13 protein-coding genes and 1 pseudogene are annotated in these 13,471 nt (G+C 56.3%); 11 read left to right on the top strand and 3 right to left on the bottom strand.

All coding sequences use genetic code 11. The features are described from left to right. The first annotated feature begins 103 nt into the window (after positions 1 to 103). Positions 104 to 589 (top strand): YajQ family cyclic di-GMP-binding protein, encoded by a 486-nt coding sequence (locus tag AC3WK5_RS09035; protein ID WP_019693270.1) that lies wholly within the window; start codon positions 104 to 106, stop codon positions 587 to 589. 139 nt (positions 590 to 728) lie between these two features. Next, positions 729 to 1,565, top strand: a complete 837-nt coding sequence (locus tag AC3WK5_RS09030) for a mechanosensitive ion channel family protein (protein ID WP_054593719.1) — start codon at positions 729 to 731, stop codon at positions 1,563 to 1,565. Positions 1,566 to 1,746: 181 nt separating this feature from the next. Here AC3WK5_RS09030 and AC3WK5_RS09025 read toward each other — a convergent pair. Together AC3WK5_RS09025 and AC3WK5_RS09020 are read right to left on the bottom strand one after the other, a co-directional pair. Beyond that, a pseudogene (locus AC3WK5_RS09025) lies at positions 1,747 to 3,000 on the bottom strand (IS3 family transposase). Positions 3,001 to 3,123: 123 nt separating this feature from the next. Beyond that, positions 3,124 to 4,482 carry an OprD family porin gene (locus AC3WK5_RS09020; protein ID WP_103315016.1) on the bottom strand — a complete coding sequence of 453 codons (1,359 nt, stop codon included), beginning with the start codon at positions 4,480 to 4,482 and terminating at the stop codon, positions 3,124 to 3,126. Positions 4,483 to 5,406: 924 nt separating this feature from the next. Here AC3WK5_RS09020 and AC3WK5_RS09015 point away from each other — a divergent pair. Continuing rightward, positions 5,407 to 5,832: an HIT family protein gene (locus AC3WK5_RS09015; RefSeq protein ID WP_103315106.1), complete on the top strand. Its 426-nt coding sequence runs from the start codon at positions 5,407 to 5,409 to the stop codon at positions 5,830 to 5,832. A gap of 3 nt (positions 5,833 to 5,835) precedes the next feature. Beyond that, positions 5,836 to 6,042 carry a SlyX family protein gene (locus AC3WK5_RS09010; protein WP_019693266.1) on the top strand — a complete coding sequence of 69 codons (207 nt, stop codon included), beginning with the start codon at positions 5,836 to 5,838 and terminating at the stop codon, positions 6,040 to 6,042. 96 nt (positions 6,043 to 6,138) lie between these two features. On the opposite strand, the gene AC3WK5_RS09005 is transcribed toward AC3WK5_RS09010, so the two are convergent. Then, on the bottom strand, positions 6,139 to 6,741 hold the full coding sequence (locus tag AC3WK5_RS09005; protein WP_054593717.1) for a cold-shock protein: 603 nt from the start codon (positions 6,739 to 6,741) through the stop codon (positions 6,139 to 6,141). 654 nt (positions 6,742 to 7,395) lie between these two features. Between AC3WK5_RS09005 and AC3WK5_RS09000 the strand changes: the two genes are divergently transcribed. The 7 genes from AC3WK5_RS09000 to ruvB all read left to right on the top strand — a co-directional run bounded on the left by AC3WK5_RS09000 (position 7,396) and on the right by ruvB (position 13,396). Then, a complete protein-coding gene (locus AC3WK5_RS09000) occupies positions 7,396 to 7,743 on the top strand; it encodes a ribbon-helix-helix domain-containing protein (protein WP_173859946.1) in 348 nt (115 codons plus the stop codon). A gap of 167 nt (positions 7,744 to 7,910) precedes the next feature. Beyond that, complete coding sequence (locus AC3WK5_RS08995; RefSeq protein WP_010457489.1) at positions 7,911 to 8,132, top strand: FmdB family zinc ribbon protein; 222 nt, start codon at positions 7,911 to 7,913, stop codon at positions 8,130 to 8,132. Positions 8,133 to 8,240: 108 nt separating this feature from the next. Beyond that, entirely contained in the window at positions 8,241 to 10,016 is a 1,776-nt protein-coding gene (aspS, locus tag AC3WK5_RS08990) for an aspartate--tRNA ligase (RefSeq protein WP_103315015.1), read from the top strand. A 129-nt stretch (positions 10,017 to 10,145) separates the two neighbouring features. Then, entirely contained in the window at positions 10,146 to 10,892 is a 747-nt protein-coding gene (locus AC3WK5_RS08985) for a YebC/PmpR family DNA-binding transcriptional regulator (RefSeq protein ID WP_054593715.1), read from the top strand. Positions 10,893 to 11,082: 190 nt separating this feature from the next. Then, the gene (gene ruvC, locus AC3WK5_RS08980) at positions 11,083 to 11,607 is read left to right on the top strand and encodes a crossover junction endodeoxyribonuclease RuvC (protein WP_046032063.1); all 525 of its coding nucleotides are present in this window, start codon (positions 11,083 to 11,085) and stop codon (positions 11,605 to 11,607) included. Positions 11,608 to 11,725: 118 nt separating this feature from the next. Beyond that, positions 11,726 to 12,334, top strand: coding sequence for a Holliday junction branch migration protein RuvA (gene ruvA, locus AC3WK5_RS08975; protein ID WP_054593714.1), 609 nt, complete (start codon positions 11,726 to 11,728; stop codon positions 12,332 to 12,334). Further along, the gene (gene ruvB, locus AC3WK5_RS08970; RefSeq protein ID WP_103315014.1) at positions 12,335 to 13,396 is read left to right on the top strand and encodes a Holliday junction branch migration DNA helicase RuvB; all 1,062 of its coding nucleotides are present in this window, start codon (positions 12,335 to 12,337) and stop codon (positions 13,394 to 13,396) included. Positions 13,397 to 13,471 lie beyond the last annotated feature (75 nt).

The raw sequence follows: 13,471 nt of genomic DNA, 5'->3' as shown, positions 1-13,471 counted from the left end.
AGCGTAGGAAGGTAAAGACCCGTTATAATCAGCGCGGATTTTAACCGCAAGCCAGGCGTGTTCCATCGCTATTGAGCGCGCCCTTTTTTATTGGAGAGATTACATGCCGTCGTTCGACGTGGTATCCGAACTGGACAAACACGAACTCACCAACGCGGTCGAGAACGCCGTCAAGGAACTCGACCGTCGTTATGATTTGAAAGGCAAGGGCAGCTTCGAGTTCAAGGAAAAGGACCTGACTGTCAATCTGACTGCCGAGGCCGACTTCCAGCTGGAAGCGATGATCGAGATCCTCAAGCTGGCACTGGTCAAGCGCAAGATCGATGTGCAGTGCCTTGAGGTAAAAGACGCCTATGCTTCCGGCAAGCTGATGAAGCAGGATGCTGTGCTCAAGGAAGGCATCGACAAGGAGCTGGCGAAGAAGATCGTTGCTCACGTCAAAGACGCCAAGCTCAAGGTCCAGGCCGCCATCCAGGGCGAGCAGGTACGGATCACCGGCAAGAAGCGTGATGACCTGCAGGAAGCCATTGCGGCACTGCGCGCCAAGGAATTTGGCATGCCGCTGCAGTTCAACAACTTCCGCGACTGATCAGTCTTCAGGGAACCTCCGGGCGTTAATGACGTCCGAGGCCCATGTAACGGCAGAAACGATTGAGCCATCATCCTTGGCTCGGTCTTTCTGCCGTGCAGTTTTTACGTGCCGGGTAGCCGGGAATCAGGAGAGATAGATGGACATAAATGCTGAAGTGGACAACCTGGTCAAGGCTTCCCAGGCCTGGATCCCGATGATCATGGAATACGGCAGCCGTGTGCTGCTGGCGGCCATTACCCTGGCCATTGGCTGGTGGCTGATCAACAAGCTGACCCACAAGGTTGGCAAGCTGCTGGCCCTGCGCAACGCCGATCTGGCGTTGCAGGGGTTTATGAGCAGCCTGGCGAACATCATCCTCAAAGTGCTGCTGATGGTCAGCGTCGCGTCGATGATCGGTGTTGAGACCACCTCGTTCGTGGCCGCCATTGGTGCTGCCGGTCTGGCGATCGGTCTGGCGTTGCAAGGCAGTCTGGCGAACTTCGCTGGCGGCGTGTTGATTCTGTTGTTCCGTCCGTTCCGTATCGGTGACGTGATCGAAGCACAGGGCATTACCGGCACGGTCGACAGCATTCAGATCTTCCATACCCTGCTGCGCACCGGTGACAACAAAACCGTCATCGTGCCTAACGGTAATCTGTCGAACGGCATCATCACCAACCACAACCGTCAGCAGACCCGTAAAGTGGTGTTTGACATCGCAGTGAATTACGACGCCGATTTGCAGAAGGCGCGTGAGGTGCTGTTGGAGTTGGCCAAGGATGAGCGCGTGTTGGCTGATCCTGCGCCGGTAGCGGTAGTGTCGACCCTGGGCGATAGCTCGATTACGGTTTCCCTGCGCGTCTGGGTGAAAACGGCGGACTACTGGGATGTGATGTTCATGTTCAATGAACACGCCCGTGATCGTCTGAAGGCGGCAGGTATTGATATCCCGTACCCGCAACGAATGATTCGTATGGTTCAGGAAACGGCGTAACTAGTAGCGGATTATTACTTGGCCTGTTGGTCAAGTATCGGTAACGAACTCAAGGGGCGATAAGCCCCTTGAGTGTTTTTACAGTCTGCTGTTTTGTTGTTCTGAAAGCGGAATAGAGTGCGGGCTTATTATTAGCAGGCTATTTATTGGTAGCTAATTTCATGTTGTCATCAAGCAGTGTCTAGTCCTGAAATAGGTTTACACCTGTTTCACTTCAACGCCCGATGCACCGCATCGGGCGTTTTGTATTTCAAAGACAAGTGCGGTCGCTCGCCGTTATAGATCGATACCGACTCACTCACCATCTTCTTCGCCTGCGTCAAATCCTGCGGTCGCTGGAGCATAAGCTCTGTCTTTAATATCCCGTTGACCCGCTCTGCCAATGCATTTTGGTAGCAGTCATAGCCGTCCGTCATAGAACACCGGATGCCGTGTTTCGCGTGCAGTTCCTGGTACATTCCCGAGCAATACTGGCTGCCTCTATCCGAGTGGTGGACCAGCGACTGCTCCGTTCGACGGCGTTTCACCGCCCGGCGCAGCGCATGCGCTACCGACTCGGCGTGCAGGCTCTCATGGACGTGATAACCCACGATCTTTCGCGAAAAAGCATCCGTCACGAGGCTTAGATAGGCCACGCCTTCCTGAGTTGGCAAATAGGTGATGTCAGCCACCCAGACTTGTTCCGGGCCGCTTGCAACAACCTGATCAGGACCGGGCTTGAGCAGGTTCGGATGGCGTCGAAAGCGATGATGGCTGTCGGTCGTTTTGTGATAGGCCCGCTTGCGGACCACCAATAAACGCCTTTCGCGCAGAATCGAAAACAGCCGATCTCGACCCACTTGCAGCTCAAGTTGAGGCTGGCAATGCAGCAAGTAATGCAGCTTTCGGGTGCCCAGACGTGGCTGCCGCTGACGCTTTTGCTGAACGAAATCGGCAACTTTCTGATCCAGAACGCGGCGAGCAGCATCAGCGCGATTGCGTTTGTAGTAAGCCTGGCGGCTTATCCCCATGAACTGGCAAGCCCTGCTGATACTCAGGTTTTGGACTCGCTTTTGCGCGAGGACTTGCCGGGACGCTTTTTTATGACAGAGAGGCCGTAGTCATTCTTCAAGACATCCACGACAGCTTCGAAAAACTGCGCTTTCTGATTGGACAGAGCCAGCTGCTCTTCAAGCTCTTTGATGCGTTGCTCTGGCGTTAATGGTCGGTTTTTGTCGGGCATAGACCCCATCCTCGGCGAGCCAATGTATGTGCCTGGGCTCCAATCTTGCCGACCATGCTTGCGCAACCACATCAGAACGGTCGTTTTGCCTTGAATCCCGTAGCGCTCCTGAGCCTCTTTATAACTCAGCTCGCCTTTTTCGACCTGGTCGACGACCGACAATTTAAAAGTCAGCGTGTAGTCTCGCTGACTACGCCTTTTTGCTGATTCCATTACTCCCTCCTGAAAATAGATCAGAAGGTGTAAACCTTATTCAGGACGGGACACAGTCATAAAAAAAAGGCCCATCACTGATGGGCCTTTTTTATATCAATCGAACAACTGTAGCCGAAGCGATTACAGGATGTTGATTGGGTACTCGGTGATCAGGCGGAACTCGTCGATATTGCCTTCGGCCTGGTCGTTGTTGCCTCTGTGCCAAGCTTGGCGAGCACGGAAGGACAGGTCTTTGAGAGGACCAGTCTGGACAACGTATTTGGCTTCCAGGTTGGTCTCGTTGTGACGACCGTCTTCGCCGTAACCGTAGGCGCGGTAAGGGCTGTCAGCAGCCATCTTGGTGCCGTCGATGCCTTGACCGTGAGCATAACGAGCCATGAAGCTCAGGCCTGGTACGCCGTACTCAGCCATTTTCAGGTCATAACGTACCTGGATGGATTTTTCTTCAGGGCCGTTGAAGTCAGAGTACTGAATCGAGTTGGCCAGGAAGATCGAGTCGCCACCACGGTTGTTATCGCCTACACCGATGTAGTCGAATGGTGTATCACCGTGAACCTGCTGGAACGCCAGAGTAACGGTGTGCGCCTTCAGGAAGGAGTAGGCCGCTGCCAGCGAGTAGGTGGTGTTATCGATTTTGCCTGCTTTCGCTGCACCGGTATCGTTTGTCTGATACAGGTTGAAGTCGAAGTTCAGGGACTGGTCAGTCGCCAACGGAATGGTGTAGTTCGCGTTGCCGTAGTACTGGGTCCAGGTGTCCTGGAACTTGGCACCGTAGAGCGAAACGCTCAGGTTGTCATTGATGCCGTATTTACCACCCAAGTAATCAGCAGCTTCGACCTTGGTGCCAGCGTACTGGGTCCAAAGCTCGCCATTGTGACGGGTTTGGTCCTGGCTGCTACCACCGGTGAAGTGACCGGCCTCGAGATCGAGGTTTTTAATCTCGCTGCTCTGCAGTTGGAAACCGCTAGCGGTTTGTTGGAACATGCGGGAGCCGCCAACAGCGAATACCGGGGCGGTGGAAGGTGTGAAGTCACCCACTTTCAGCTCGGTTTTGGAGATGCGAACCTTCAGTGCTGCACCCGCTTTACCCATTTCGCTGTTGACGTCGTGGCCAATAACTTTGCCGTTTGCGTCGCGGAAGGTGGTGCGGCTCATGTTGCCCGTACCCGACTGCGCGTCAGTACCGTCCAGTTTAAAGGCGGCATCGCCGTAGGCTTCAACGCCCACACCAACCGTACCCTGGGTATAGCCAGAGTTGAACTTGCCCAGTACGCCCTGAGTCCAGTCTTTCTGGTCTTCAGCGCCATTTTTGTTGTTACGGTTGAAGTAGTAGTTCTTCAGTACCACGCCAGCGGAGGCGCCTTCAACGAAACCTTTTGCGTCAGCCTGGTCGGTTACAAACGGGTCGGCCATAGCGACTTGGGCGCCGGTAGCTGCAGTAACAGCCAGGGCGATCATGCTCCACTTCATCACGCGCATCGTGATTTGCTCCTTTGGTTTTAGAAGAGTACTGCCGTCCCACCTGATTTATTATCTGGGCGGCTCTTTCTTTTTGTGTCGGCGCAAACTTATATCACGCCGACAATGTTGGCGATACTTGCGTATCTAACCTTTCAGCTTCTTTACGGCCCTGTCGCAAAATGCGCTGTAGAGGTCGTAATTTCACAATTTTTTTGCCTTCGGACTGACAACTTCAGCGTTGTTTTCCAAGGCTTCAGTATCAGAAAAAGAAATCCCTGTCCTGCACTTGAAGCTCCCTGGGCAGCCATGCCGCTATTGTTATGAGCCTTTAGGTTCCGACTTCCAGCGGATGCCTTACAGGCGATGTGTGTATGAATGCAACAAGCGTGCACAAATCGGCTTTTTGTTGCCGGTTTTTTCAAAAAAACCTGCCTTAATGACTAAAGCCGCATAAAACCGGGGCTTTCAGGGCCGATCTGTTTGAGCTTGACGCCGCGGTTCTTCTAGTGTTGCACCATCAAAGAGCATGGGTATTAGCACACAAATGTTACTGCTCCACCCTCGCGGGTGAGTAGACGGCGGATGCTCGACGTTTTCAGCGTAGACGCAGTGTGCAGATTTGGTGCAAAAAATTTTCAAAACTGTACGAAATTCGTACAGCGAAGACCTCGAATGCAGATCTACATCCGCTGATAGGTCGTTGATTTTTTGACGAAGCGCCGAGGTCTGGTGCTGAGGTGGTGCGTCGAGAATGAAAATGTTCAGTACCAGGGCGCTCGTGCGTTGAGCGTTTGTATCGGGTCATCCGGCTCGGGGCTGTGTGCCCTGTTTTTTCGCAGTGATCCGTGCGGCGTTCACGGGTATGCTGCTGTTATATACGGGCGATTAGCCTTCGGGCTGGGCGCTAAACTGAGTCTCATGCAAAGTGCGGGAGTGCGCGCGGTGTTCGCCTTAGATCCACGACTTGAACAAGACACCCTGCCGATTGGGGATTTCCCACTAAGTCGGTTGTTGCTGTCCAATGATTCGAATTACCCCTGGTTTATCCTGGTGCCGCGTCGTGAGGATATCAGCGAGTTGTTTCAACTGGATGTCGCCGACCAGCAGCAGTTGTGGCGGGAAACAACCGAGTTGGCCGAAACGCTCAAGGATTCGTTCGACGCCGACAAGTTGAATATCGCGACCCTGGGGAATGTTGTCAGTCAGCTACACATGCATGTCATTGTGCGTAAGCGCAATGATGCCGCCTGGCCAGCCCCGGTTTGGGGCAAACACCCGGCCAAGCCTTACAGTGCCGAAGAAGTGGCAGTAATTCGCGAACGGCTGCGTTTGGTCTTGACCAATGACTTCACGTTTCTGGAGGGCTGAACCATGAGCCTGGAAGAGCGCATTACCGAACTGGAAAGTCGTCTGGCGTTTCAGGATGACACGATTGAAGCGATGAATGATGTGCTGGTAACACAGCAGCGGGTGGTCGAGCGCTTGCAGTTGCAAATGGAAGCGTTGCTCAAGCGCCAGGAAGAAGCGGCCGGGCAGTTCGAGTCCTTCGAAGAAGAGGCTCCACCACCGCATTACTGAGTGCTGGCCGGGGCGACACATCGGCAGTCGATAAAAAAACCGCGATGCAGCCAGGCTGCATCGCGGTTTTTTAGTGTGGGCGTAGCGGAACTTACATCAGCGACGCGGCAACGCGGCGATCACGTCTTCAGCTTGCAGGCCCTTGTCACGGTTCATGACAGAAAACTCCACGCGCTGGCCTTCGACCAGGACGCGGTGACCTTCACCGCGGATTGCACGGAAGTGCACAAAAATATCGTCTCCGGAATCGCGAGAAATGAAACCGAAGCCTTTGGAGGTGTTGAACCATTTGACGGTGCCGGTATCACGATTGGTCATGTCGTAATTTTGCGTAGCGGCAGCAGGAGAGGATTTATAAAAGCTGATGGCCAGGTGCAGAAGTACGGCGATCAGGGCGACGATGAGGCTAAGCAGGACTGCGGGCTGACCACCAATGACCGGCATCGGTGCGAGGAGGGTCAGGGTTTGCACAACAACGGCAAGCACCAGCAAGGCACTGACCAGATTTTGCAGTTGGTGACGTGGACCTTTGTTCCAGTAAGGAATAACCGGCGCGAGGGTCAGGTTGAGCAAGCCGAAGAACGCCAGGTACAGCGCGTCAGGTTGTTGCAGGTAAGGTGCGGCTTCGGTTCGCAAGCTAGGGATGAAGGACAGCAGCAAAGCCGCTGCGCCCGTTAGCAGGTGGACGATTTTCAACATTTTGATTGACTCACGTTAAGACGGATCACAAGGAAGAGCTGATTGAGCACGGTTCGCTTCTGAACAATGGGAGGCGCTGGGCACGTACCCGCTATCAGCCTATGCGCTGCGCCCAGGAAAATAGAGGCAGCGACACGCCTCTATTTAACAGCAAAGCCCAGGCCTTCTCAAATCAAGTGCAGGGGGCATGGCGGCGGAGGCGGATGGCGGTTTGTGCGTGCTGGTCGCAGGTGTTGCCTGAAGGCTTGTTCTAGAGAGCTCGATCGGTTTTTTGGCCTGCTGCGGGCAGAGAAAACGCCTTGAGTTCGTGGATTCAGGGTGTTTTCTTCTATAGAGGGGAAAGAGGTGCGCGAGTGTCAGAGGGTGCCCGGCGCCGTCAGTGCTTCTCCTGTCCGTGGTCTGAGATGCTTCTCTGATAGGGCGATGTCCGAGCCTTTTTCGGCTTTATTCGCTCGGTGGTTTTGACTTTTCCCGCGCTGAAATTCCGCTTTATAGGCAGATGTAGGACCGTGTTAACGGTCTCCCTACGGTTGTTGGCTTGTCCTACGTTGATGGTCATAAAGTCATCTGGATATAACTATCCGCCTGCGTTTCTATAAGGAAACAGAGGGTTGCTCTTGTTGAAAGCAAGTATGACAAAGGAGTGTCAGCAGTATGAGTCGAGGAATAGGGCAAGGGACAATCGAAGTCGCTCGGTTTCAAGATGGAAAGCAGGAGGGGAAGAGAGATCCTTTTGTTCGGGAGTTTGACATGGGGTTGGCGCGCCCATTGTCCCGATCAGTGCGTTTGAATGGATTTGCCACCTGTTTGCGCCTTGAGCAGGTCTATTGGGACATTTTGGCCAGGATGGCGAAAATCAACTGTTGCTCGGTGAGCGCTTTGCTTTCCTACGTTGATAGAGAGGTACACCTGCGTCATGGCGGGGTGAAAAATTTCAGCGGGTTGGTCCGGGTGGTGTGCGTTGTACACAGTTTGAATGAGGACGCCTGTAGCGTTGAATGACGTGCCGCTCGGTGATGGGGACGGCTCGTGTGGCCAGGCGTCACCCGAATGAGCATGTGCCTGTGCAGCGTTACGGCTGCACAGGCTCGATTTAATGGATATAATCCCGCCCTTTGCCGCGAAACCCGACGTTTGCGCGGTGATAATCTGATTGCCGAGACAACCCCATGCCGATGTACGACTATCAATGTGCTTCCTGTGGTCATCAGTTGGAAGCCATTCAGAAGATCAGCGCAGCACCGTTGGTCGACTGCCCTGCCTGCCAGGCACCCGAATTGAAAAAGATGCTGTCCATGCCAGGCTTCCGCCTCAGCGGCACCGGCTGGTACGAGACCGATTTCAAAACCGGTTCGAAGAAGAATCTGGCTGGCGGCGACAAAGCTGACTAAGTTGAACGACACGCGTGAGCTCTTGCATCATCAGGCACCTTATTGAAGTGCGGTGGTGCGGCAAGGCCTCCAAACGAATTTCGAATTACGAGAAGTGAAACCACTACCATGATGCGCAGCCATTATTGCGGCCAACTGAACGAAAGCCTGGAAGGTCAGGAAGTTACCCTTTGCGGATGGGTCCACCGTCGTCGTGACCACGGCGGGGTGATCTTCCTCGATATCCGTGATCGTGAAGGTCTGGCCCAGGTGGTGTTCGATCCGGATCGCGCCGAAACCTTCGCCGCCGCCGACCGTGTGCGCAGCGAATACGTGGTCAAGATCACCGGTAAGGTGCGCCTGCGTCCAGCCGGTGCCGGTAATGCCAACATGGCTTCGGGCATGATCGAAGTGCTGGGCTACGAGCTGGAAGTATTGAACGAAGCGGAAACCCCGCCGTTCCCGCTCAACGAATTCTCCGACGTTGGCGAAGAAACCCGCCTGCGTTATCGCTTTATCGACCTGCGTCGTCCGGAAATGCTCGAGAAGCTGCGTCTGCGTTCGCGCATGACTACCAGCATCCGTCGCTACCTGGATGAGAATGGCTTCCTCGACGTTGAGACGCCGATCCTGACTCGTGCAACCCCAGAGGGCGCACGTGACTATCTGGTGCCGAGCCGTACTCACGCTGGCAGCTTCTTCGCCTTGCCGCAATCGCCGCAGCTGTTCAAGCAACTGCTGATGGTCGCCGGCTTCGATCGTTACTACCAGATCGCCAAATGCTTCCGCGACGAAGACCTGCGTGCCGACCGTCAGCCGGAATTCACCCAGATCGACATCGAGACCAGCTTCCTCAACGAAGCCGAGATCATGGGTCTGACCGAAGGCATGATCCGCAACCTGTTCAAGGAAGTGCTGGGTCTGGAATTCGGTGAATTCCCGCACATGACCTGGGACGAGGCCATGCGTCGTTACGGTTCCGACAAGCCGGACCTGCGTAACCCGCTGGAACTGGTTGACGTTGCCGACCAGCTCAAGGAAGTCGATTTCAAGGTCTTCAGTGGCCCGGCCAACGACCCGAAAAGCCGTATCGCCGCTCTGCGCGTTCCAGGCGGGGCGAGCATGCCGCGCAGCAAGATCGACGACTACACCAAGTTCGTCGGCATCTACGGTGCCAAGGGCCTGGCGTACATCAAGGTCAACGAGCGCGCGAAGGGCGTTGAAGGGCTGCAATCGCCTATTGTCAAAAATATCCCTGAAGCCAACCTCAATGTGATCCTCGATCGCGTTGGCGCGGTTGATGGCGACATCGTGTTCTTCGGTGCCGACAAGGCCAAGATTGTCAGCGAAGCGCTGGGCGCACTGCGGATCAAGGTCGGTCACGACCTGAACCTGCTGACCTGCGAGTGGGCACCGATGTGGGTTGTCGACTTCCCGATGTTCGAAGAGAACGACGACGGCAGCTTCACCGCCTTGCACCACCCGTTCACCGCACCGAAGTGCACGCCAGAAGAGCTCGAAGCCAGCCCGGCGACCGCTCTGTCCCGTGCCTACGACATGGTATTGAACGGCACTGAGCTGGGTGGCGGTTCGATCCGTATCCACCGCAAGGAAATGCAGCAGTCGGTCTTCCGTCTGCTGGGTATCAGCGAAGCGGAACAGGAAGAGAAATTCGGCTTCCTGCTCGACGCCCTGAAATACGGCGCGCCGCCGCACGGTGGTCTGGCTTTCGGTCTCGACCGTCTGGTGATGCTGATGACCGGCGCCCAGTCGATCCGTGAAGTGATTGCCTTCCCGAAAACCCAGAGCGCTGCCTGCGTCATGACTCAGGCTCCTGGCCTGGTCGACGCCAAGGCGCTGCGCGAGCTGCACATTCGCCTGCGCGAACAGCCTAAGGCTGAGTAAGACCGAGCACCCTGGCACATCAAGCGATGCGCCGGGGTGTCAGATCCAGATTGTGTTGCCCGCTCGCCTTCATGGGCGTGCGGGCATTGTTTTATAGAGAATTGTTTTAAAGAGAATTCGGAGCGAGTTATGGCGGGTCATTCCAAGTGGGCGAACATCAAGCACCGCAAAGAACGTCAGGATGCCAAGAAGGGCAAGATTTTCACCAAGTGGATTCGTGAACTGACTGTCGCAGCCCGTCAGGGTGGCGGTGATCCGGGCTCCAACCCGCGTTTGCGTCTGGCGCTGGATAAAGCCCTTGGCGCGAACATGAGCCGTGACATCATCGATCGCGCGGTGGCTCGTGGTGCTGGTGCTGCCGACACCGACGACATGGTCGAGCTGAGCTACGAAGGTTACGGTCCGGGCGGTGTAGCGGTGATGGTCGAGTGCATGACTGACAACCGCAACCGCACCGCAGCGGCTGTTCGTCACGCTTTCAGCAAGTGTGGCGGCAACCTGGGGACCGACGGCTCGGTGGCCTACCTGTTCGAGCGCAAGGGGCAGATTTCCTTCGCGCCGGGCGTCGACGAAGACGCGCTGATGGAAGCGGCCATGGAAGCTGACGCCGATGACGTGGTCACCCACGAAGACGGCTCGATTGATGTGTTCACTTCGTTCGCCGGCTTCTACTCGGTTCGTAATGCTCTGGAAGCTGCTGGCTTCAAAGGTCATGACGCGGAAATCGTCATGCTGCCGACCACCAGTGCCGAACTGGACCTGGAAGGCGCCGAGAAGATCCTCAAGCTGATCGACATGCTCGAAGACCTGGATGACGTGCAGAACGTTTATTCCAATGCCGATATTCCAGAGTCGGTGGCCGCGCAGCTGGGCTGATGGGCGACGCAGATCTGGTGTGGGAGCCGGGCTTGTTCGCGATGACGTCGGCAGGCTCGACATTGATGTTGAATGTTCTACCGCTATCGCGGGCAAGCCCGGCTCCCACAGGGTTTTCGGCAGGGCCGCAAAATGTGCACTCGGCACAGCCTGCTCTGTGCTGGCCTCACTCTCTAAACCCGCAGGCGTTATGACTTTAATTCTTGGTATCGACCCCGGTTCGCGCATTACCGGTTACGGCGTGGTACGCGATACCGGCCGTGGCTGCGTGTACGTGGCCTCGGGCTGCATTCGTACCGGCAGCGGCGAGTTGCATGAACGGCTGCAAATCGTTTACCGCGGTGTGCGTGAAGTCATCCAGACCTACGGCCCGGTCACCATGGGGATCGAAAAGGTCTTTATGGCCCGTAACGCCGACTCGGCCTTGAAGCTGGGCCAGGCTCGTGGCGCGGCCATCGTTGCCGGCGCCGAAGAAAACCTGGAAATCGCCGAATACACCGCAACCCAGGTCAAGCAGGCGGTGACCGGGACGGGCGCGGCGAATAAAGAGCAGGTGCAGATGATGGTCATGCACATGCTGAAACTGACCAGCAAACCGCAAATCGATGCCTCGGATGCCCTGGCAATCGCCATTTGTCATGCTCACACCCGTTCCAGCCTGTTACCCCATGGTCTGGGGGCGGCTCGCAGTCGTGGCGGTCGCCTTCGCCTCTGATCTGATAGCATCAGCCCACTCATTTTATCCGTTGAGCGTTTTGCGCCTGTTTTGCCGGCCGCCACGCTCACTTTGGTACTCGTCAGCCAGATCTGGCCAACGCTTAAGGATTTGAAACGTGATTGGACGTTTGCGCGGCACCTTGGCTGAGAAGCAGCCGCCGCACCTGATTCTGGATGTAAATGGTCTGGGCTATGAGCTGGAAGTGCCGATGACCACGCTTTATCGACTGCCGTCGGTCGGAGAGCCGATCACCTTGCACACCCATTTGGTTGTGCGTGAAGACGCCCAACTGCTCTACGGCTTCATTGGCAAGCGTGAGCGCGATTTTTTCCGTGAGCTGATCCGCCTCAATGGCGTGGGCCCCAAGTTGGCGCTGGCCTTGATGTCGAGCCTTGAAGTCGATGAGCTGGTGCGCTGCGTGCAGGCGCAGGACACATCGGCGTTGACCAAGGTGCCGGGCGTCGGCAAGAAGACCGCCGAGCGTTTGCTGGTGGAACTCAAGGATCGTTTCAAGGCCTGGGAGACCGTGCCAAGCATGTTCGCCCTGGTGCCGAATCAGCCGGATGCGCCAATACCCGTGGCCACCGCCGAAAATGACGCGGTGAGTGCGTTGATTTCCCTGGGCTACAAGCCGCAGGAGGCCAGCAAGGCGATTTCTGCCATCAAGGAGAAAGGCTTGAGCAGTGAAGACCTGATTCGTCGCGCCCTGAAGGGAATGATTTAAGTGATTGAAGCTGATCGTCTGATCGCCGCCACGGGTGGCCCCCGTGACCGCGAAGAAGTCCAGGACCGCGCGATTCGTCCCGTCAGCCTGGCCGAATACATCGGCCAGCCGACCGTTCGCGAGCAGATGGAGTTGTTCATCCAGGCTGCCCGCGGGCGCAACGAATCCCTCGATCACACGCTGATCTTCGGTCCGCCGGGGCTGGGTAAAACCACCTTGGCCAACATCATTGCCCAGGAAATGGGCGTGTCGATCAAAAGCACCTCTGGGCCGGTCCTCGAGCGTCCGGGAGATCTGGCGGCGTTGCTGACCAACCTCGAACCGCATGATGTGCTGTTCATCGACGAGATCCATCGACTGTCGCCGATTGTCGAAGAAGTGCTGTACCCGGCCATGGAAGACTTCCAGCTCGACATCATGATCGGTGAAGGGCCGGCGGCGCGTTCGATCAAGCTCGACCTGCCACCGTTCACCCTGGTCGGCGCTACTACCCGCGCCGGGATGCTGACCAACCCGTTGCGGGACCGTTTCGGTATCGTTCAGCGCCTGGAGTTCTATAGCACGGCGGATCTGGCGACCATCGTCAGCCGTTCGGCGAACATCCTCGGCTTGCCGCTGGACCCGGAGGGCGCCTTTGAAATCGCCCGTCGGGCCCGTGGCACGCCGCGTATCGCCAACCGCTTGTTGCGCCGGGTGCGCGATTTTGCCGAAGTCCGGGCGAAGGGGCATATCACTAAACCGATTGCCGATCTGGCGCTGAACCTGCTGGACGTCGATGAGCGTGGCTTCGATCACCAGGACCGGCGTCTGCTGCTGACCATGATCGAGAAGTTCGATGGCGGCCCGGTCGGGGTGGACAGTCTCGCGGCGGCGATCAGCGAAGAGCGGCACACCATCGAGGATGTGCTGGAACCCTATCTGATTCAGCAGGGCTATATCATGCGGACCCCGCGTGGTCGGGTCGTAACCCGGCATGCGTACTTGCATTTCGGTTTGAATATCCCGTCTCGGTTGGGTGAAATGCCCGTGGTAGACGAGTTTCTTGATGCAGTAGACGAATGACGACCTCTGCGTGCCGATTTATTTCGGCTTTGTGCGGTCCTAGGGGGCTGCGATTGCCGATCTTTCGCACGAAAG

This window comes from Pseudomonas sp. FW306-02-D09B, assembly GCF_058782685.1.
This window is presented reverse-complemented; position numbering and strand designations above follow the sequence as displayed.